The 21,328-nt window shown below is 63.9% G+C and carries 19 protein-coding genes; 13 read left to right on the forward strand and 6 right to left on the reverse strand.

What is annotated here, in order from left to right:
• Positions 1–5: 5 nt before the first annotated feature.
• From HB777_04600 to HB777_04620, 5 genes are all read right to left on the reverse strand, one after another.
• Positions 6–1,043, reverse strand: a complete 1,038-nt coding sequence (locus HB777_04600) for an extracellular solute-binding protein (GenBank protein ID QND63262.1) — start codon at positions 1,041–1,043, stop codon at positions 6–8.
• A gap of 103 nt (positions 1,044–1,146) precedes the next feature.
• Positions 1,147–1,935: an ABC transporter permease gene (locus HB777_04605; GenBank protein ID QND63263.1), complete on the reverse strand. Its 789-nt coding sequence runs from the start codon at positions 1,933–1,935 to the stop codon at positions 1,147–1,149.
• Positions 1,932–2,831 (reverse strand): ABC transporter permease, encoded by a 900-nt coding sequence (locus HB777_04610; protein QND63264.1) that lies wholly within the window; start codon positions 2,829–2,831, stop codon positions 1,932–1,934. The genes HB777_04605 and HB777_04610 overlap by 4 nt, the downstream gene beginning before the upstream one ends.
• Positions 2,828–4,087, reverse strand: coding sequence for an ABC transporter ATP-binding protein (locus tag HB777_04615; protein QND63265.1), 1,260 nt, complete (start codon positions 4,085–4,087; stop codon positions 2,828–2,830). Before HB777_04615 ends, HB777_04610 begins: the two co-directional genes overlap by 4 nt.
• Complete coding sequence (locus tag HB777_04620; GenBank protein QND63266.1) at positions 4,011–5,141, reverse strand: branched-chain amino acid ABC transporter substrate-binding protein; 1,131 nt, start codon at positions 5,139–5,141, stop codon at positions 4,011–4,013. Before HB777_04620 ends, HB777_04615 begins: the two co-directional genes overlap by 77 nt.
• A gap of 192 nt (positions 5,142–5,333) precedes the next feature.
• Between HB777_04620 and HB777_04625 the strand changes: the two genes are divergently transcribed.
• The 9 genes from HB777_04625 (at position 5,334) to HB777_04665 (ending at position 14,153) form a co-directional block, all read left to right on the forward strand.
• Positions 5,334–6,251, forward strand: a complete 918-nt coding sequence (locus tag HB777_04625) for a branched-chain amino acid ABC transporter permease (GenBank protein ID QND63267.1) — start codon at positions 5,334–5,336, stop codon at positions 6,249–6,251.
• A gap of 1 nt (position 6,252) precedes the next feature.
• Entirely contained in the window at positions 6,253–7,428 is a 1,176-nt protein-coding gene (locus HB777_04630; GenBank protein QND63268.1) for a branched-chain amino acid ABC transporter permease, read from the forward strand.
• Between the two features lie 29 nt (positions 7,429–7,457).
• The gene (locus tag HB777_04635) at positions 7,458–8,210 is read left to right on the forward strand and encodes an ABC transporter ATP-binding protein (protein QND68652.1); all 753 of its coding nucleotides are present in this window, start codon (positions 7,458–7,460) and stop codon (positions 8,208–8,210) included.
• On the forward strand, positions 8,203–8,904 hold the full coding sequence (locus HB777_04640) for an ABC transporter ATP-binding protein (protein ID QND63269.1): 702 nt from the start codon (positions 8,203–8,205) through the stop codon (positions 8,902–8,904). Before HB777_04635 ends, HB777_04640 begins: the two co-directional genes overlap by 8 nt.
• Before the next feature lie 202 nt (positions 8,905–9,106).
• Positions 9,107–10,381 (forward strand): NAD(P)-binding domain-containing protein, encoded by a 1,275-nt coding sequence (locus tag HB777_04645; GenBank protein QND63270.1) that lies wholly within the window; start codon positions 9,107–9,109, stop codon positions 10,379–10,381.
• Between the two features lie 55 nt (positions 10,382–10,436).
• Positions 10,437–10,853 carry a RidA family protein gene (locus tag HB777_04650; protein QND63271.1) on the forward strand — a complete coding sequence of 139 codons (417 nt, stop codon included), beginning with the start codon at positions 10,437–10,439 and terminating at the stop codon, positions 10,851–10,853.
• A gap of 5 nt (positions 10,854–10,858) precedes the next feature.
• A complete protein-coding gene (locus tag HB777_04655; GenBank protein ID QND63272.1) occupies positions 10,859–11,533 on the forward strand; it encodes a DUF1028 domain-containing protein in 675 nt (224 codons plus the stop codon).
• A gap of 21 nt (positions 11,534–11,554) precedes the next feature.
• Entirely contained in the window at positions 11,555–13,045 is a 1,491-nt protein-coding gene (locus HB777_04660; protein QND63273.1) for an aldehyde dehydrogenase, read from the forward strand.
• A gap of 151 nt (positions 13,046–13,196) precedes the next feature.
• Positions 13,197–14,153, forward strand: coding sequence for a LysR family transcriptional regulator (locus HB777_04665; GenBank protein ID QND63274.1), 957 nt, complete (start codon positions 13,197–13,199; stop codon positions 14,151–14,153).
• Between the two features lie 39 nt (positions 14,154–14,192).
• On the opposite strand, the gene argE is transcribed toward HB777_04665, so the two are convergent.
• Positions 14,193–15,359: an acetylornithine deacetylase gene (argE, locus tag HB777_04670; GenBank protein ID QND63275.1), complete on the reverse strand. Its 1,167-nt coding sequence runs from the start codon at positions 15,357–15,359 to the stop codon at positions 14,193–14,195.
• 276 nt (positions 15,360–15,635) lie between these two features.
• On the opposite strand from argE, the gene HB777_04675 reads away from it, so the two are divergent.
• From HB777_04675 to HB777_04690, 4 genes are all read left to right on the forward strand, one after another.
• Positions 15,636–17,705, forward strand: coding sequence for an NADH:flavin oxidoreductase (locus tag HB777_04675; GenBank protein ID QND63276.1), 2,070 nt, complete (start codon positions 15,636–15,638; stop codon positions 17,703–17,705).
• Positions 17,706–17,789: 84 nt separating this feature from the next.
• The gene (locus tag HB777_04680) at positions 17,790–18,392 is read left to right on the forward strand and encodes an ANTAR domain-containing response regulator (GenBank protein QND63277.1); all 603 of its coding nucleotides are present in this window, start codon (positions 17,790–17,792) and stop codon (positions 18,390–18,392) included.
• A gap of 2 nt (positions 18,393–18,394) precedes the next feature.
• Positions 18,395–19,633, forward strand: a complete 1,239-nt coding sequence (locus HB777_04685) for an ABC transporter substrate-binding protein (protein ID QND63278.1) — start codon at positions 18,395–18,397, stop codon at positions 19,631–19,633.
• Between the two features lie 353 nt (positions 19,634–19,986).
• Positions 19,987–21,303 (forward strand): ABC transporter substrate-binding protein, encoded by a 1,317-nt coding sequence (locus HB777_04690; GenBank protein QND63279.1) that lies wholly within the window; start codon positions 19,987–19,989, stop codon positions 21,301–21,303.
• Positions 21,304–21,328: the final 25 nt, after the last annotated feature.

Consider the following 21,328-nt stretch of genomic DNA (forward strand, 5'->3'; position numbering starts at 1 on the left):
GCGGCTCACTGCAGAAGCTGCGTCCAGACCTTGGTGACGAGTTCCTGCGCCGCCGGCGAGCAGGCCTGGCCCATCTTGACGGGAACGGTCGGGAACAGCTCCGGGGCGTTTTCCTTGTTGTAGAGCGCCTTGCTCTCGTCGATCTTCACCGGCGAAGAGTGGCCGTAATAGTTGTATTGCGCCGTCGCATTGTCGATCTGGGCCATGAAGTCGATGAACTTCTTGGCGTTTTCAATATTGGCCGCGCCCTTCGGCACGACATAGGAATCCAGCCAGCCAACCAGACCTTCCTTCGGCATCGCGTATTCGACATTGGCCTTGTCGTTGCGGCGAAGCCGCATGGTGTTGCCGTCCCACCAGAAATGGGCGGCAACCTCGCCGCTGCCGATGCGGTTTTCGATGTTGTCGCTGGAATAGGCTGCGACGAATGGCTTCTGCGCCAGCAGGAGATCGAGCACGCGCTTCATCTCTTGCGGGTCTTCGCTGCAATATTTGATGCCGAGATAGTTCTCGGCGGCCGGAATGACTTCGTCGGGCTGCGCCAGGCTGGCAATCTTGCCATGCAGTTCCGCCGGCGGCTCGAAATAGGTCTTCCAGCTGTCGACCGGGCCCTTGTAGAGGTCGCGGTTGACGGTGTAGCCGGCATTGCCGAAGGCGAGCGGCACCGAATGATTGCCGGTCGGATCCCACCACGGCTTCTGCCAGTCCGGCAGGACCTGGCTGTAGGCTGCCATCGAGCTGGCGCCGAAATCCTCGAGCAGCCCGCTGTCGATCATGATTTTCACGAAATGCTGCGAAGGCGTAACGATGTCGTAGCCCGACGAGCCGGCCTGCAGCTTGGTCAGCAGGTCCTCGTTGGAGGAGAAGGCGTCGACCGTGACCTTGATGCCGGTTTCCTTCTCGAATTTTGCGACCATCTCGGGCGAGATGGAATCGGCCCATGCGTAGATGGCCAGGTTGCCCTCGGCCAGAGCCGGCAGGCTGAAGGCGAGGCTCACGGCGCCGGCCATGGCGAGCGCTGCAATTTTGGTTCTTGTCGACATGTCATTCCCCTGTTTGTTGTTCTCCCGAGGGGACGATAACAAACCACCGGGTGCGATAAATTCGAATTGCCCGACGCCCTGATTAGGAAAAACCAGGCCGCTGCTACTGCCGCCGCTGGAGCAGGAAGGCCATGGTCGCCAGCACCACCGAAACGACCATGATCAGGGTCGAGATTGCGTTGAGCTGCGGCGACACGCCCTGCTTGATCAGGGAGAAAATGTAGACCGGCAGTGTGGTGGCGCCGCCGGAATTCAACAGGTTGCTGGTGATGAAATCGTCCATCGAGATGACGAAGGCGAGCATCGCGCCGGCAAAGACGCCCGGCAGGATGAGCGGCAACGTGACGCGACGAAAGGCGACCCAGCCGGTTGCATAGAGATCGCGGGCCGCTTCCTCCAGATCGAGGTCCATCCCCTGCAGGCGCGCGCGTATCGGCAGGAAGGCGAACGGGATGCAGAAGGTCGTGTGCGCGATCATCAGTTTCACCATGCCGTTGGCGAGCCCGACCTCGGAGAAGAGGATCAGAACCGCGACCGCCACGACGATTTCGGGCAGGAGCAGCGGCAGGTTCACCACCGCTTCGGAGATGCGGCGGAATCTGACATTGCGGCCCCGCACCAGCACCAATGCCGCCATCAACGCGACAAGCGTCGAGGCGACGGTGGCGATCGCGGCGACGAGCAGGGAGGTCTTCACCGCCGTCATCAGGTTCGCGTTGGACAAAGCGGTGGCGTACCAGTGCAAGGAGAAGCCGCCCCAATTGGAGACGATCCGGTTCGCATTGAAGGAGTAGAACACCACGACGGCGATGGGCAAATAGAGATAGGCGAAGAAGACCACGCTGAAGAGACCGAAGCCCGGATAGCGTCTGACGTCATTGTCCGGGCTCATGCGGCGCGCTCCAGCCCTTCGCTGCGCATCGAGCGCAGACCCTGGAAGATCAGGAAGACCATGACCGCGGCCATCAGCACGATGGCGATTGCGGCGCCGAGCGGCCAGTTGCGGGCGCCACCGAACTGCAGCTGGATGAGATTGCCCATCATCATCGTCTTGCCGCCGCCGAGCAGGGTCGGCTCCAGCACCGCGCCAAGGCTCGGAACGAACACCAGGATCGCCCCGGCGATCATGCCGGGGCGGGTGAGGGGCAGGATAACGCGCCGCAATGTGGTGAAGCGGTTGCCGTAGAGATCATGCGACGCCTCGATGAGCGCGGGGTCGAGTTTCTCGATCGAGGCGAAGATCGGCAGGATCATCAGCGGAATGTAGCTGTAGACGAGACCAAGCAGCATGGCGGTGTTGCCGAACAGCAGGGAGTCCATCTGATCGACGAGGCCGAGACCGCGAAGGGTCTTTTCGATGACACCGTCCTTGCCGAGGATGATGATCCAGGAATAGACGCGCACGATCATCGAAACCCAGAATGGCAGCGTGACGAGATAGATCAGCAGGACTTTGATCGCCGGCCGCTGCAGCGCGATGAAGTAGGCGACCGGAAAGCTCAGAAGCAGGCAGATCGAGGTCGTCACCGCCGACAGGAGCAGCGTCCTGGCAACGACGATGAGATATTGCGGATTGAACTCCAGTTCGCCGGTCCAGCCGTCGTTGAACAGCAACTGCTTGTAGGGCGCGGTGGTGAACGCATATTCGAACCCGCCGTATGGCCCGCGCGTCGAGAACGACACGACGATGATGATGCCGATCGGGATGATCAGCGTCAGCAGCATGATGAGATGGGCCGGCAGCAGACCGAGGATGTTCCAGTTCGGATTCTTGCTGGATGGCTTCATGCGCCGAGGATCCGCACGGATTCGGCGGCAAAGCCGACTTTTACCGACTGCCCGATCTCGAACATCTGGCCGCGGCTGACGCTGTTGCGCTTGGAAATGCGCAGCTTGGTGCCGCCCGCTTCAATCAGATAGTATGTGTAGCCGCCGAGATAGTTGGTGCTCATGATCGTGCCATCGACGGCGATCGGGTTGTCCTGGGCGGGCAGGCTGATTTTTTCCGGACGTATCGAGATGAAGGCTTTCTGGCCGGCGACCGCTTTCTTGTGCGAGGCCGTCAAGGTCATGCCGAGCTGCGTCTTCACGGTTGCCTGCTCGCCGTCCACGGCAATCACCTCAGCGTCGAGGAAGTTGGTCTCGCCGATGAAGTCGGCGACGAAGCGGTTCGACGGCTCCTCGTAGATCGCCGCCGGCGTGCCGAGCTGCTGGATCTCGCCATCGCCGAGAACGCAGATGCGATCCGACATGTCGAGCGCTTCTTCCTGGTCATGGGTGACGAAGACGAAGGTGATACCGGTCTTGCGCTGCAGGATGCGCAGTTCGTCACGCATGGCCTGGCGCAGCTTCAGGTCGAGTGCCGAGAGGGGTTCGTCGAGAAGCAGCACTTCCGGTTCTGGCGCCAGGGCGCGGGCGAGCGCGACGCGCTGGCGCTGGCCGCCCGACATTTGCTGCGGCTTGCGCTGGGCAAAGGCTTCCATATGGACGAGGCGAAGCATGTCGGCGACGCGCGCGTCGCGGCGATCTTTCGACCAGCCAAGGTTTTCGAGCCCGAAGCCGATGTTCTGTTCGACGCTCATATGCGGAAACAGGGCGTAGCTCTGGAAGACGGTGTTGACCCGTCGCTTGTGCGGAGGCAGTCCCTGTATGTCCGAGCCGTGCAGGAAGATCTGTCCCGCCGTCGGCTGTTCGAAACCGGCGATCATGCGCAGCAGGGTGGTCTTGCCGCAGCCGCTCGGGCCGAGCAGCGTGAAGAACTCATTGTCGTAGATGTCGAAGGAAACGGGCTTCAGCGCCTGATAGGTGCCGAACACCTTGGAGACGCCCTTGATCTCGACAGCCTTTCGAGGTGCGCGCTGGCCGGCCTCGTCATTCATGGTCTGGGCGCTCCGTAGGTCTTTGCGAACTCGGCGATGAAGGTGATCGACGCCGCGCGCCAGGAGCGGCGCGGCGTCGGTCAGATGGTTACATCTTCTCCCATTTGCCGTTGCGCACGACGAACATGTCGATCTCGATGGCCATGTTGGTCTGTCCGTTCGCATCGAACGAGACGTCTCCCAGAATGCCGTCGTGATGGATGTCACGAATGGCTTTGCTCAGCGCTTCCTTGTCGTCGAGGCCCTTTTCCTTGATGACTTCGAGCAGGATCTGCGTCGCCTCGTAGGCATATTTGGCGTAGGAGCCGGCAGGATCGGGAAAGGCCTTGGTTTCATAGGCCTTGTTGAACTCCTCGAGCTTAGGGTTCGACTGGACGGCTGGGGTTCCGGCAATGGTGCCTTCGGCCGCCGCGCCAGCGATCTCGATGAACTTCGGATCGTAGATGCCCGAAATTCCGTACATGGGCAGGTTGCCCATGCCGAGGTCGGCCATCTGGCTGCGCACCAATGCTGCTTCTGTGACGACGCCGCCGAAATAGACCGCGTCAGGCGACGCTGCCTTCGCGGTGGTCAGCATGGCGCGGAAATCGGTCGTGCCGACAGCCGCGGCATCGGCAGAAACGATCTCGCCGCCGGCCGCCTTGAAGAAATCGCCGAACCATTTGGTGTTGGCCGCGCCGTAATCGGTGGTGTCCGAGATGATCGCGATCTTCTTGATCTTGCCTTGTTTGGCGATGGCCTCGGCCAGCGGCTTGTTCTCGTTGACCAGCGTCGGTGTCACGCGGGTCACGTTCGGGAAATTCTGTTCGGTGATCTTCGGGCTGACCGCGCCCCAGACGATGAACGGCATCTGCGAGCGGTTGAAGACCGGGATGGTCGCCAGTGCGACCGAGCTGTTCCAATGTCCGGTTGCCGCGACCACTGCGGGATCGTTGACCAGCTTCTGCGCCGCCGAAACGCCGACAGCCGGATCGGAGGCGTCATCGAGCACGACGCCTTCCACCTCATGCGGGTAGCCGCTGGCATTGGCCTGCTCGATGGCGAGCAGGAAGCCGTTGCGGGCGCCGAGACCCTGCTGGGCGTTGCCGCCGGAGAGCGGCCCGATGAAGCCGAGCTTGATCTGGTCGGCCTGCGCCTGGGCGGCGCCCAGGGCGATGGCCAACAGAGACCCGGCCAGAATTGACGATACGCGGATAAGCGCACTGCGCCTGTTTTGCATGGTTCCACCTCAAGTGAATTATCTGCCGCCGTCGTAGCGACCCGGCCGATCGTGATCGTCGGCTGATCATCAATGTACGGACGCGTATTCCGTGATGAAATTCGGAAATTGTGACTCGTGAGTTCGGAGATTCGTTCTATCCGCCCGGCATGGCGGTTGATACCTATCGGCTTCAATCGAGAGACGGACCGCATGGCGGAATTGCTTGTCCAGCAACTGGTGAACTGGATAACCCTTGGCTGCATCTATGCCTTGCTGGCGATCGGATTCAGCCTGATCTTCGGCGTCTTGAACGTCATTCATTTCTCGCACGGCGATGTCGCGATGACGGCGCCGTTCATCACGCTGGGGCTCGCCCAGGCGCTGGCGACGGCGCTTGGGGCCTCGAGCCCCGCCTGGCTGGTCCTTGCGGTTCCGGTCGCCGTGCTCGCCGTCGGTTTGATCGGTGTCCTGCTGGACAAGGTGGTGATCCGGCGCTTCCGCGACGCGCCCGCCATGATGGCGCTGGTGGCGACGGTGGCGCTCGGCATCGTCATCCGAGAATTGATCCGCCATCTCTATCCGCAGGGATCTAACCCGCATGCCTTCCCGCGCCTTGTGTCGGGCATGGCTTTCGAAATCTCCGGTGTTGCCATCAGCTGGTTCGCGCTGCTGGTGGTGGTGCTCACCGTCGTGCTGGTCGCCATGCTGTTTGTCTTCCTGCGCATGACGCCGCTCGGCCTGCGCATCCGGGCGGCCTCGGAGGACCGGGTCGTGGCGCGGATGATGGGCATCCGCGATGCACGCGTCTTTCGCGCGACCTTCTTCATCGCATCAGTGATCGGGGCCATCGCCGGGCTTTTGTTCGCGAGCTATGCCGGCGTCACACGGTTCGACTTCGGCGTCATGGCCGGCCTGCTCGGCTTCTCCGCCGCCGTGATCGGCGGCCTCGGCTCGATGCCGGGAGCTATCCTCGGCGGATTGATCATCGCCGGCATCGAGGTGCTGGCGCAGACCTTCGTGCCGGACGGCGCTTCCTACCGGCTGGTCTTCGTCTTCCTGCTGGTCATCGCCGTGCTCATCTTCCGCCCCGCAGGCCTGCTTGGGCGCACCGTCATGGAGAAAGTCTAGCATGGAGCGTGGTGCTTCACTTGCCGCGCCGGGCATAGCGGCGGCCACGGCCTTCGCCGTCGCTTCGCAACTCATCGGGGCCGCTTTCCTCTACCTCATCCTCAGGGTTGACGGCGGCTGGCAGGTGGTCGGCCTGCTGGCCTTGCTCGGCCTCGGCTTCTATCTCCTGGAGAGGCTGCCGTGGATCGCCGACTATGCGTTGGCGAGCTTTGCCCGGGTTCCCCTCGTGGCGATGGTCACCGCGGCGGTCATCGTCCTGGCCTTTCCGTTCTTCGTCGGCTCGAACACCTATATCCTGCATCTGCTGATCGTTGCCGAGCTCTATGCCGTGCTGGCGCTGGCGCTCAATTTCCAGCTCGGCAGCGCCAACATTCCGAACTTCGCCACCGGCGCTTCTTACGGCATCGGCGCCTATGTGTCGGCGCTGCTGGCGATCAATTTCGGCGTCAGCTTCTGGCTGACGCTGCCGGTCGCGGCGCTGGCTGCGACCCTGTTCGGTTTCATCATCGGCATCCCGTCGATGCGCACGCGTGACACTTATCTCGCACTCGTCACCATCGCCTTCGGTGTCGTGGTCCAGCAATTGCTGAACAATTTCAGCTGGACCGGCGGCCCGAATGGGCTGGTCGGCATTCCGGCGCCCAGCCTGTTCGGCCATTCCTTTGCCGATCCGCTGGTGATCTTCGGCTGGAAACTGCCGAGCCAGGCGAACTTCTATTATCTGTCGGCGGCGCTGGTCGTCGTCGCCATCGTCACGGCGCACCGGTTGCACGGCTCGCGCATCGGGCTGGCCTGGAACGCGCTGCGCGCCGACGAGATCGCCGCCAAGGCGCAAGGCATCAATGTGGCGTGGTTCAAGGTGCTGGCCTTCGCGGTCGATGCCTTTCTCGCCGCCTTCGCCGGCACGATCTACGCCTTCTACGTGTCCTATATTTCCCCCGACAATTTCACCTTCCTGGTCTCGGTCACCATCATGACCATGGTCATCGTCGGCGGCATGGACAATATTTTCGGTGTCATCGTCGGCGCGTTCCTGCTGACCATCCTGCCCGAGAAACTGCGCGCCTTCGCCGACTACCGCCTGCTGTTCTTCGGCGTCGTCATCATCGGCTTCCTGATGATCCGGCCGCAGGGTCTGTTCCCGCAACGCATGCGGCGCTACGGAGGCGAGCTGTGAGCGCGCTTCTCAAGGTCGAGAATTTGACGATGCGCTTCGGCGGCCTGGTCGCGCTCAACGATGTCAGCCTGTCGATCGACAAGGGCGCGGTGCTCGCCGTCATCGGCCCGAACGGGGCCGGCAAGTCGACGCTGTTCAATGTCGTGACCGGCGTCTACCGGCCGACCTCCGGCCGGGTGACGTTCGACGGCGCCGAGATCACCGGCCGCCCGTCCTACGAAGTCGTAGACCGCGGCATCGCCCGCACCTTCCAGTCGTCGCGGCTGTTCTCCGACCTCAGCGTGCTCGACAATGTCATCATCGGCATGCACACCCGCACCAGGACCGGCGTGCTGACCGCGCTGTTTCGGCCCAGCGCGTCGCGCCGCGAGATGGCGGCCTGCGTTGAAAAGGCCGAAACCCTGCTCAAGCTCGGCTCCGGCGACCTGTTCGAACAGCGCTACCGGCCGGCGGGCACGCTGGCGCAGGCCGACAGGCGGCGGCTGGAAATCGCCCGCGCGCTTGCCTCGCAGCCCAAGCTCTTGCTGCTCGACGAACCGTCGGTCGGCATGGACGATACGGAAACAGACGCGCTGGTGGCCGACATCATGCGGCTGCGCGCCCAAAACCCCGCCCTGTCGGTGGTGTTGATCGAGCACGACATGCGGGTGGTCGAAGCGTTCCCGCAACACGTCACCTGCATCGACTATGGCAGCAAGATAGCCGAGGGCGACTTCGCGGCGGTGCGCGCCGACCCGCGCGTCCAGGAAGCCTATCTCGGGAAGGCGGTCGCCCATGCTTGAACTCAGGGATGTCGATACCGCCTATGGTGCTGTGCCGATGCTGCGCGGCGTGGCGATGAGCGTGCGCCCTGGCGAGTTGGTCTGCCTGCTCGGGCCGAACGGCGCCGGCAAGACGACCACCTTCATGACCGTCTGCGGCGTCGTGCGGGCGCAGCGCGGCAAGGTCGAGGTGATGGGCAAGGACATGGCGACGCTCGGCACGGAAAATCTGGCGTCGCTCGGTGTCGGCCTCGTTCCGGAAGGGCGCCGGCTTTTCCCCGGCTTGACCGTGAGCGAAAATTTGCGGCTGGGTTATGACGCGGTGTCGGGCAGGGGGCCTAACTTCGCGGCGCAACTGGACAAGATGTGCAAGCTGTTTCCGCGCATCCAGGAGCGCCTGCGCCAGGTCGCCGGCACTTTGTCGGGCGGCGAACAGGCGATGGTGGCGCTGGCGCGCGCGCTGATCGGCGAACCCAAGCTGGTGATCATGGACGAACCGTCGCTCGGCCTCTCGCCGAAGCTCATCGGCGAGTATTTCGAGATCACAAGGGAAATCCATCGCCAAGGCACGACCATCCTGTTGATCGAACAGAATGCCGAAATGGGGCTGGGCATCGCCGATCGCGGCTATGTCCTGGTCAAAGGCAAGGTCGCCCAGGAAGGACCGGCAAAGGAGTTGCTCTCATCCAAAGCGGCCAGAAGCCTTTATCTCTGAGCCGTCCGTTTCCTCTGTCTCAACAGTGATGATCCACGCCCCGCGCTCACATCTTCACCTCGGCTTCCCGGCATTTAGGGACAAGCTAACCACTGCCACATGAAATCGTAATTTTCGCTGTCCGGTCCCTCCAGTAAACCAACGATCAGACCTCCGCCGCATCCGTAGAAACTCTCGGGGAGAGCCAGAAAGGGCCGCTGAAATGCCAGTCGAAACAGTAGACACGCTTGTTGTTGGCGGCGGCCAGGCGGGGCTGGCCATGAGCGAGCATCTGAGCAAATGCGGGGTGCCTCATCTCGTCATCGAGCGGAGCCGTATCGCCGAACGCTGGCGCTCCGAAAGATGGGATTCGCTGGTTGCCAATGGTCCCGCCTGGCATGATCGTTTTCCCGGCATGGAATTTCCGGATGCCGGTCCCGACGCCTTTATCGGCAAGGAGAAGGTCGCGGATTATTTTGTCGCCTACGCCGACATGATCGCGGCGCCCATCCGCTGCGGCGTGGAGGTCAGGAAAGTCGAGAGGCTTGACGGCCGTCCCGGCTTCCAGATCGAAACCTCGGATGGCACGATCGAGGCCAGGAGCGTGGTTGCCGCCACCGGCGCTTTCCAGCATCCCGTCATCCCGGCGGTCGTTCCCGGGAATGCCGGACCGATGCAGATCCATTCCAGCGCCTATCGCAATCCCGGCCAGTTGCCCGAAGGTGCGGTGCTGGTGGTCGGCTCGGGGTCGTCGGGGGTGCAGATTGCCGACGAACTCCAGCGCGCGGGACGTCGCGTCTACCTCTCGGTCGGGCCGCATGATCGCCCGCCGCGCGCCTATCGCGAGCGCGATTTCTGCTGGTGGCTGGGCGTTTTGGGCAAGTGGGACGCGCAGGCGCCGGCTCCGGGCACCGAACATGTCACCATTGCGGTGAGCGGTGCGCGCGGCGGCCAGACGATCGACTTCAGGCGTCTTGCCGGGCAAGGGATGACGCTGGTTGGCCGGACGGAATCCTACAAGGACGGCGTCATGACCTTCGCACCCGATCTGGCCAAGAATATCGCGCGCGGTGATGCGAACTACATGTCGGTGCTGGACGAAGCCGACGCCTATGTTGCCCGCAACGGCCTCGACCTTCCCCTGGAGCCCGAGGCGCGCAAGATCGGGCCGGACCCGCAATGCATGACCGATCCCATTCTCGCTCTGAACCTGGCAGAAGCCGGAATAGGTTCGATCATCTGGGCAACGGGATTCACCGTCGATTACAACTGGCTGAAGGTCGATGTGTTCGACGAAAAGGGCAAGCCGAAGCATCAGCGCGGTGTGTCGACCGAGCCCGGGATCTATTTCCTCGGCTTGCCGTGGCAATCGCGGCGGGGATCGAGCTTCATCTGGGGCGTCTGGCACGACGCGCAGCATGTGGCCGACCATATTTCCACGCAGCGCAAATACCTAGCCTACCATGCGTCCGCGAAGCGCGAGACCAAGGTGGCATAGACACTGCACCTGAAACGGACGCCCCGACCTCGAGCCTGATCCGACGGAGACCAAGATGGCGCATACAAGAATTCGCAAGTTCAACACCAAGGACACCTATCCCGAGCAGAAGCTCGACAATGATCTGTGCCAGGCGGTCGTTACGCGGGGCGGCAGGACCGTCTACCTGCGTGGCCAGTGCCCGCAGGATCTCGACACGGCCAAGAACATCGACAGCCACGATCCGGTCGAGCAGACGCACAAGGTCATGCAGAACATCCGCCAACTGATCGAGGAGTGCGGCGGCACCATGGAGCACCTGGTCAAGGTGGTGGTCTACATCACCGACGTGCGCCATCGCGAGGCGGTCTACCGCACCATGGGCGAGTACATCAAAGGCGTGCATCCGGTCTCGACCGGCCTTGTCGTGCAAGCCCTGGCCCGGCCGGACTGGCTGGTCGAGATCGACGGCACCGCCGTAATTCCGGACTGATTGCGATGACCTTTTCCATTGTCGCGCGGTGCAGCCGCACCGGCATGTTCGGGGTCGCGGTGTCCTCCTCGTCGCCTGCTGTCGCGGCGCGCTGCGCCTATGCGCAGGCGGGCGCCGGCGCCATTGCCAGCCAGAACGTCACCGATCCGACGCTGGGGCTGCGCGGTCTCGAATTGCTGGCGCGCGGCGCTTCGGCCACGGAGGCGGTTGCCATATTGAAGCGCACCGGCGCCTATCCCGAATACCGGCAGGTGCTGGCGGTCGATGCCGCTGGGACGACCGCTATTCATTCCGGGCCGAAGGCGCTTGGCATCTGGGCGGAAGCACGCGCGGACAATGTCGCCTGCGGTGGCAACATGCTGGCCCATGACGGCGTGCCGCAAGCCATGGTCGAAGCCTTCCTGGCGTCGGAGGGGCATCTCGGCGACCGCCTCATCGCGACCATGCGCGCCGCGCTGAAGGCGGGCGGCGAGGCGGGCCCTGTCCATTCCGCCGGCATGAAGCTGGTGCGCGAGGTTGCGTGGCCGGTCGCCGATTTGCGCTGCGACTGGACCGACGACTGCCCGATCGAGCAGCTGGCAAGCCTGTGGGAACTCTACAAGCCACAGCTCGATGCCTATGTGACCCGCGCCATCAACCCATCCGATGCGCCGAGCTACGGCGTGCCGGGCGACGAATAGTCAAGACAGGGGCCACCTGCGATGAGCGAACTCAGCCACAAGGACTGGATCGGCAAGGCGTCCGCGATCCGCTTTCGCGACAAGGCGTTCATCGATGGCAAGACGGTCGCGGCGCGTTCGGGCCGGACCTTCGCCAGCGTCAATCCGGCGACCGGCGAGGTGCTGGCCGAAGTGGCGTCCTGTGGCGAGGAAGACATCGATCTGGCGGTAGCTGCCGCGCGGCGCAGCTTCAACGCCGGCGTCTGGTCGCGCACCAGCCCGGCGCACCGCAAGGAGGTCTTGCTGCGGCTGGCGCAGCTGCTGCGCGACAACCTGCATGAACTGGCGCTGCTCGAATCGCTCGACATGGGCAAGCTGGTCAGGGACGCGGCCGCGGTCGACATTCCAGGATCGGCAGCGATCTTCCAATGGTATGGCGAGGCCATCGACAAGATCTATGGCGAGGTGGCGCCGACCGGCGAAGGCGACCTGGTGCTGGTGCGGCGCGAGCCGCTTGGCGTGGTCGGCGCGGTGGTGCCGTGGAATTTCCCGCTCGACATGGCGACCTGGAAGTGTGCACCGGCGCTGGCGGCGGGCAATTCGGTGGTGCTGAAACCCGCCGAGCAGTCGCCTCTGTCGGCCCTGCTTTTGGCTGAGCTTGCGATGGAGGCGGGCCTGCCTGCCGGCGTGCTCAATGTGGTGCCCGGCCTTGGCGAAACCGCCGGCCAGGCGCTTGGCCGTCATATGGATGTCGATTGCCTTGCCTTCACGGGTTCGACTGCCGTCGGCAAGATGTTCCTGCAGTATTCAGGGCAGTCGAACATGAAGCAGGTCTGGCTGGAAACCGGCGGCAAGAGCCCGAACCTCGTCTTTGCCGACTGCGGGGATCTCGATGCGGCGGCCGACATGGCGGCGTTCGGCATCTTCTTCAACCAGGGCGAAGTCTGCTCCGCCAACTCACGCCTGCTCGTCCAGCGCGGCGTCAAGGATGCTCTCGTGGAGAAACTGGTGCAGCGTGCGGCGGCCACGCAGCCCGGCGATCCACTCGATCCGGCTTCCAAAATGGGCGCTATGGTCGATGGCCGCCATGCGGCCAATGTCATGCGGTTTGTCGAAGCCGGCAAGAAAACCGCGCGCCTGGTCGTGGGCGGCGACCTGGTCACGGTCAACGGGCGCGGCAGCTTTGTCCAGCCCACCATCTTCGACGATGTCGCGCCTGCCGATCCGCTCGCCCGCGACGAGATCTTCGGGCCGGTGCTTTCGGTCATCGCCTTCGACGACGAGGCCGACGCAATCCGCATCGCCAATGACAGCCCCTATGGGCTGGCCGCATCGCTGTGGACCGACAGCCTGTCGCGCGCCCACCGCATCGCCGGCCGGCTCCATGCCGGCACGGTTTCCGTCAACACCGTCGACGCGCTGAGCCCGATGACACCGTTCGGCGGCTTCAAGCAATCGGGCTTCGGCCGCGACCTGTCGCTGCATGCGCTCGACAAGTACACCGCGCTCAAAACGACATGGATCAAATACTGATGGGCGCCCAAAGCGCACCGCGACTGAACGGATTCAAGCGATGCGCTTTAGGCCTTTGCTCTATGCATGTCATTTGCGCAAAACCGGGGCCACTTTTGCGCGACATGCATTAGGCTTGATCGAAGCCCTCAAACCGGCAACATAGCCAGCCATGCCGCTACGCTTCACGCTCAGACAGCTGGAATATTTCGTCGCCGTGGGCGAGGCGGGTTCCATCGCCAAGGCGGCCGAACAGGTCAATGTGTCGCCGCCGTCGATTTCGGCCTCCATTGCGCAACTGGAAACCGAGTTCGGCGTCCAGCTTTTTGTCCGCAAGCATTCGCACGGCCTGTCGCTCACCGCCGGCGGCCGCATCTTCCTGAAGGAAGCAGCCCGGCTGCTCAACGATGCCGACGCCTTGCATGACGTCGCCGGCGATTTTGCGGAGAAGGTGCGCGGCCCGCTGGCGGTAGGATGCCTGCTGACCTTCGCGCAGATCGTGCTGCCGGCGCTGCGCATGCGGTTCGAGCGCGCCTATCCCGATGTGCGCGTGCGCCAGTTCGAGCGCAATCAGGGGCAATTGCTCGAGATGCTGCAGCGCGGCGAAATCGACCTTGCCCTGACCTACGATCTCGAATTGTCGCAGGACATGACCTTCGAGCCGCTGATGCTGGTGCCGGCCTATGTCATGCTGCCGGCAGGGCATCGCTTCGCGGCAAAGGCGTCGATCACGACGGAGGAACTGGCCGACGAGCCGATGGTGCTGCTCGACCTGCCATTCAGCCGCGAATATTTCCTGTCGGCTTTCCACCAGCGGGGGATCCGGCCCAACATTGCCGAGCGCACCGGCGATATCGCGGTCATGCGCTCCATGGTGGCCAACGGTTTCGGCTACGGCATCGCCAATATGCGGCCGCTCAACACGCTGGCGCCGGACGGCAAGCCGCTGGTCTTCGTGCCGCTGGACGGTGATCTGCGGCCGCTGACCATGGGCGTCGCCTTGCCCAATTCCGAACACCGGACGCAAACCGCCCAGGCGTTCATCGACCACTGCCGGCATTTTGTCGTCGAGCAAGGTGTGTTCGGCGCCGAGCGGGCCGTCGGCCAAGGAGCAGTTCCGCAGAAGTAGCGCCCGGCTCGGCTATTCAGCGGAATCGGAACCGTCCGGCTACGCCAGCTGAAGCTGCTGGTCGGCAAGCCGCTGCAGCAATTTCTCCAGCATGTCGTCGCAGCGGCGCATCTGCTCGACGCTGACGAATTCGTCCGGCTTGTGCCCCTGCGCCATCGATCCCGGTCCGCAGACGACCGTCGGCGTGCCGAGATCGCGGCTGAACAGGCCGCCCTCCGTGCCGAAGGCAACCTTGATGGTGTTGTTGGCGCCGGTTAGCGATTTGACGAAGGAGACGGCCTGCGAACTGGCTGGCGTGTCCAGGCCGGGATAGGTGTTGGTGATGTCGATGTCGATCGCTGCCTCGGGAGCGGTGGCCGAGGCATCAGTGGCAATGCGCGCGGCCTCCGCGCGCAGGCGCTCGAGGATCTCGTGCGGATCGTCGGCCGCGACATTGCGGATCTCGAAGTCGACTTGGCACAGGTTCGGCACGATGTTCATCGCCACGCCGGCGTTGATCTTGCCGACATGGACGGTCGTGTAGGCAATGTCGTAGTCGCCGTCGCGGGCGCCATCGCGCACCAGCCGGTCCTGCTCGCGGCGCAAGGCGGCGACGAAATCGCAGCCGAGATGGATGGCGTTGAGCGCCAGCGGGGCCAGCGCCGAATGGCCCTCGCGTCCCCTGCAGATGGCGCGTGCGGCAAGTTTGCCCTTGTGGCCCGTCGCCACCTGCATGTCGGTCGGCTCGCCGACGATGCACAGCAACGGCCGCTGCGGGGCCGCTTGCAGCATGTCGATCAGGCTGCGCACGCCGATGCAGCCGATCTCCTCGTCGTAGGAGAGGGCCAGGTGCAGCGGCGTCCGCAGCGTCATTGTCGAGGCCTTGAGGCAGGCCGCGAGCGCGCAGGCCACAAAACCCTTCATGTCGGCCGCGCCGCGTCCGTAAAGCTTGCCGTCGCGTTTCGTCATCTCGAAGGGCGGCAGCGTCCAGGCCTGTCCGTCGACGGGAACGACGTCGGTGTGGCCGGACAGCATGATGCCTGAAGCGCCGGCCGGCCCGATGGTGGCAAACAAATTGGCTTTGTGGCCGTCCTCGCTGTGGATGATTTGGCAAGCAATGCCATGCGCATCCAGCAGGTCCGCCACATAGCCGATGAGGGCGAGGTTCGAGTCGCGGCTCACCGTCGGGAATGCGATGAGCTTTTCAAGGATCTGGATGCTGTCCATGCGTCTTGTGTCTCGTTGGCCGTCGACACTTCTAGCATCGCGCGACCGCGGCCTTGAAGTCGCATTTGGCTCAGCCGGGATTCACCGGATGCTAAGCCAGGTAGGTGCGATTAGGCGCGGCCTAATCGGCACAGAAGAAATCTGTTGTTTTCCGGCGCTTGCCGCAACTTATGAATAGTCTCACGGCATCAACCCACTGGGCTGGCTGGCTTGCGCCTTGGCTCGAAACACTGATCGGGCATGTTGCAAGGCTGAGCTGGCAGGAAGGCACGTTCCATGCGCGATCCACGCTACGACATTCTGTTCGAGCCCGTGAAGATCGGTCCGGTGACCGCCAAGAACCGCTTCTATCAGGTGCCGCATTGCAATGGCGGCGGCTATCGCGATCCTTCGGCCGCGGCCGAGATGCGCCGCATCAAGTCGGAAGGCGGCTGGGGCGTCATCTTCACCGAGCAGACCGAGATGCACCACACCTCCGAGATCACACCCTTCATCGAGCTCAGGCTGTGGGACGATGCCGATATCCCCGCACTGGCGAAGATGGCCAAGGCCATGCACCAGCATGGCGCGCTGGCCGGCATACAGCTCGCCTATTCAGGCATCAACGGTCCCAACCTTTACACCAAGGAAGTGCCGCGCGGGCCGTCTGCCTTGCCGATTCGGACCTTCACCAACGATCCGGTGCAGGCGCGCGCCATGGACAAGCAGGACATACGCGACCTGCGCCGCTGGCACCGCAATGCCTTCAAGCGTGCCAAACTGGCGGGCTTCGACCTGGTGTGCCTCTACGGCGCGCATGGCTTCGGCATCATCCAGCACTTCCTGTCCACCGCCACCAACCAACGTACGGACGAATATGGCGGCTCGCTGGAAAACCGCTCGCGGCTGATGCGCGAGCTGATCGAAGAGGGCAGGGACGCCATCGGCGACACGTGCGGCCTGACGCTTCGGCTGTCGCTGGACGAGATGATCGGCGAGCTTGGCTTCGCCAATTCCGAAGTGCGCGACATGATCGAGATGCATGCCGACCTGCCCGATCTCTGGGACCTGGCGCATGGCGCCTGGGAGGATTGTTCGGGGCCGTCGCGGTTCAAGGAGGAGGGCGCGCAGGAGAGCCTGGTGTCCGGCATCAAGAAGCTGACCTCGAAGCCGGTCGTCGGCGTCGGTCGGTTCACGTCGCCGGATGTGATGGTGAAGATGATCAAGTCCGGCACGCTTGATTTCATCGGCTGCGCGCGGCCGTCGATTGCCGATCCCTTCTTGCCGAAGAAGGTGGAGGAGGGGCGCATCGAGGACATCCGCGAATGCATCGGCTGCAACATCTGCATCACCGGCGACATGACCATGTCGATCTCGCGCTGCACGCAGAACCCGACCTTCATGGAGGAGTGGCGCAAGGGCTGGCATCCGGAACGCATGCAGGCCAAGGGCGACAGCGACAGCGTGCTGATCGTCGGCGCCGGTCCCGCCGGGCTGGAGGCGGCGCGCGCGCTCGGCCTGCGCGGCTACCAGGTGGCCATTGCCGAAGCCGGCACCGAGCTTGGCGGCCGCGTGGCGCGCGAGTGCCGCTTGCCCGGCCTGTCGGCATGGGGCCGCGTGCGCGACTATCGCCAGTATCAGCTCAGCCAGATGTCCAATGTCGACGTCTATTTCGAAAGCCGGTTGTCGGCCGAGGACATCCTGGCCTTCGGCTTCCAAAACATTGCGCTTGCCACCGGCTCGACATGGCGCCGCGACGGGGTGGCGCGCGCGCATGTCGTGCCAATGCCGGTGGACCCGGCCATGCCGGTCTACACGCCCGACGATCTGATGGGCGGCACTGTGCCGACCGGCACTGTCGTGCTGTTCGATGACGACCACTATTACATGGGTGGCGTTCTGGCCGAGCTGACGGCGCGCCAGGGCGCAAAGGTGACGCTGGTGACGCCGTCGGCCTATGTGTCCGACTGGACCCGAAACACGCTGGAGCAGGGCGCCATCCATCGCCGGCTAGCTGAACTCGGCGTCGAGATCGTGCTGAACCGGACCGTGGCGCGCATCGTGGCGGGCGGTGTTGTCACGGCCTGCGCCTATACAGGCGCCCGAAGCGACATCACTGCTGACGCCGTGGTGCTGGTGACGTCGCGCCAGCAGGACGATGGTGTCTGGCAAGAATTGAAGGCACGGCGGGGCGAATGGGCCGACAGCGGCATCCGCTCGATCAAGGTCATTGGCGATGCCGAAGCGCCGGGCCCGATCGCCTGGGCAACCTACGCCGGCCACCGCTTCGCCCGCGAGCTGGATGAAGCCGATATCGGCGACGCACTGCCCTTCCGCCGCGAGGTCACGGCGTTGGCGGCGGAATAGGGGTCGGTCGTCGCGATCAGCGAATGTCGGGATTGTTCAATCATACCGCATTGCACAATTCCCTCGCTTGGTCACAATGCAGGCATGGTCCGAACCGCACTCGCCGTCCTGGTGATCGATGAAAACCGCATCCGCGCCGCGATCATCGAGGCGGGGTTGCGCGAGGCCGGCCATGAGCGGGTCACCGTCATCCATGACGTGACCGGCATTGCGCGGCGGATCGCCGAGATAGAGCCGGACGTCATCGTCATCGATCTCGAAAACCCGAACCGCGACATGCTGGAAAACATGTTCCAGCTGTCGCGCGCCGTAAAACGGCCGATCGCCATGTTCGTCGATCGCTCCGACCAGGCCTCGATCGAGGCGGCGGTCGATGCCGGCGTTTCGGCCTATGTCGTCGACGGCATGCGGCAGGAGCGCGTCAAGCCGATCCTCGACATGGCGGTGAGCCGCTTCAACGCCTTTTCGCGCATGGCGCGCGAACTGGAAGAGGTTCGCGGCGAGCTCGAAAGCCGCAAGGTGATCGATCGCGCCAAGGGCATCCTGATGAAGTCGCGCGGCCTGAGCGAAGAAGCCGCCTACACGCTGCTGCGCAAGACGGCGATGAACCAGAACCGCAAGATCGGCGACATCGCCCAGAGCCTGGTGACTGCAGCCGGGCTGCTGGGACCGGCGGAGGACGAATGAGCATGAGCGCCGAGCACCAGATCACCGCTGGCTTCATGCCGCTTTTCGACAGCGCTGTGCTGGTCGCGGCCGGCGAGCTCGGCTTTGCCGCGCGCGAAGGCATCGATCTTAAGCTGCACCGCGAGACCTCCTGGGCCAACATCCGCGACCGCATCGCCATCGGCCACTTCCATCTCGCGCATATGCTGGGACCAATGCCGCTCGCCTGCAATCTCGGGCTGACGCCGCTGGCCTCCGAGACCATCGTGCCGTTCTCGCTCGGCCTCGGCGGCAATTGCGTCACCGTCTCCAACGCCGCTTGGGCCGGCATGGTAGCGCATGGCGCCGCGGCCGACCTCGATCCCGCGCGCGCCGGTGCCGCATTGCGCGCGCTCATCCGCGAGCGCGCTGCGGCCGGTGGCGATCCGCTGCGCTTTGCCGTCGTGCATCCGCATTCCGGGCACAATTACGAGCTGCGCTACTGGCTCGCCGCCTGCGGCATCGATCCTGAGCGCGAGATCGAGATCGTCATCGTGCCGCCGCCCTTCATGGCCGATGCACTGGCCGCCGGCCGGATCGATGGCTACTGCGTCGGCGAACCCTGGAACAGCGCTGCGGTTGCCGCTGGCACCGGCCATATCGTCACCGTCAAGGCGCAGATATGGCGAAACAGCCCGGAGAAGGTGGTCGGCGTGCGGAAGGCCTGGGCGGACGAAAACCCCGAGGCACTGGCGGCGCTCCTGCGCGCGCTGCATCACTCGGCGCGCTGGTGCCAGGATCCGGCCAACCATGGCGAGTTGGCCGCTTTGATGGCTCAGGCCGGCTTCCTCGGCCTGCCGCCGGCCGTCCAGATGCCGATCCTGACCGGCCGTCTGCAACTCGGCGACGGCGCGGAGCGGACGATCGACGACTTCTTCCTGCCCTTCGACAAGGCCGCGAACTTTCCGTGGAAGAGCCATGCGCTGTGGTTCTACACGCAGATGGTGCGCTGGGGGCATGTGACGCACACGCCGGAAAACTTTGCCATCGCCCGCGACTGCTACCGGCCCGACCTCTACCGTTCGGCGCTGAAGCCGCTTGGCGTCGCACTTCCCGGCGCCAATTCGAAGGTCGAGGGCGCGCTCCGTGTGGCCACCGCGGTGGGTGCGACCGGTGCCGGCTTGGTGCTCGGGCCGGACGGTTTCTTCGACGGCCAGATCTTCGATCCCGACGAGATCGACGCCTACATTGCCGGCCAGGAATCCGCCGAGATCCAGGCCTGATCATTTCCGCGCCAGTCTTGTGCATTGCACAAAAATTGTGCGTACGATTGCTCTAATGAACAATCTTTGGCCTGCCCGCTATAGGCCCGGCGTGTCGGTGACCGGCACGGACTGCTGATTTCATTGGTCTTTTTCCTCTCTCTCGAAACTGGCACGGTTCATGCTTTGACATAGACAGGCCCTTCGCGGGTCACGGAACAGGCGTCCAATGGCGGGCGCCACAGGCAAAGCTGCCGCTCAGGTCAATGCGCTCCCGGTCACCCGGACGCGAAGACCTGGCTGGCGGCTTTTTTGTTTTGATCAACACGCAATCGACGACGCGGATCCCAAGCCGCGCCCAACCGGAGACGACGATGACGAAACGGATCAGGACTGGAACGACCCTCAAGGACATGACGCGCCGCGATTTTCTGGTCAGCAGCGCGATGACGGCGGGCCTGTTCATGGCGGCCCGCAAGCTCTTTCCATCCGGCGCCTATGCCGCCACGGCCACTCCGGAAGTCACCGGCGCGAAGCTCGGCTTCATCGCGCTCACCGATGCGGCACCGCTGATGATCGCCAAGGAGAAGGGGCTGTTCGCCAAGTTCGGCATGCCCGATGTCGAGGTGCTCAAGCAGGCCTCCTGGGGCGCGACACGCGACAATCTGATGCTCGGGGGTGCCGCCAACGGCATCGACGGCGCCCATATACTGACGCCGCTGCCTTACCTCATGCACACCGGCAAGGTGACGCAGAACAACCAGCCGATGCCGATGGCGATCGTAGCGCGGCTCAACTATGACTGCCAGGGCATTTCGGTCGCCCAGGAATATGCCGGCACCGGTGTCGGCCTCGACGCCTCGAAGCTGAAGGACGCCTTTGCCGCCAAGAAGGCGGCCGGCAAGGACGTCAAGGCCGCCATGACCTTTCCGGGCGGCACGCATGATCTGTGGCTGCGCTACTGGCTGGCCGCCGGCGGCATCGATCCCGACAAGGACGTCTCGACCATCGTCGTGCCGCCGCCGCAGATGGTGGCCAACATGAAGGTCGGCAACATGGACGTGTTCTGCGTCGGCGAGCCGTGGAACGAGCAGCTTGTCCACCAGGGCGTCGGCTTCACCGCCGCCACGACGGGCGAATTGTGGAAGGGTCATCCGGAAAAGGCGCTCGGCCTGCGCGCCGAATTCATCGACAAATACCCGAACGCCACCAAGGCGATCCTGATGGCCGTCATGGAAGCCCAGCAATGGTGCGAGGCCAAGGAAAACAAGGACGAGATGGCCGCCATCATCGGCAAGCGGCAATGGATGAACGTGCCCGTCGCCGACATCATCGGCCGCCTCAAGGGCGACATCAACTACGGCAATGGCCGCGTCGCCAACGGCACCGACCTCTACATGAAGTTCTGGAAGGACGGCGTCTCCTATCCGTTCAAGAGCCACGATACGTGGTTCCTCGCCGAGAACATCCGCTGGGGCAAATTCGCGCCGACCACCGACATCAAGGCGCTGGTCGATCAGGTCAACCGCGAGGATCTGTGGCGCGAGGCGGCCAAGGATCTCGGCGTCGCGGCAGCCGATGTTCCGGCGTCCTCGTCGCGCGGCATCGAGACCTTCTTCGACGGCAAGATCTTCGATCCCGCCAACCCGTCCGCCTATCTCGACAGCCTGAAGATCAAGGCATTGGCTTGAACCTCTGCGCAAACGGCGCCTTGCG

Origin of the sequence: Mesorhizobium loti, from assembly GCA_014189435.1 — a bacterium.
Lineage (GTDB): Bacteria > Pseudomonadota > Alphaproteobacteria > Rhizobiales > Rhizobiaceae > Mesorhizobium > Mesorhizobium loti_G.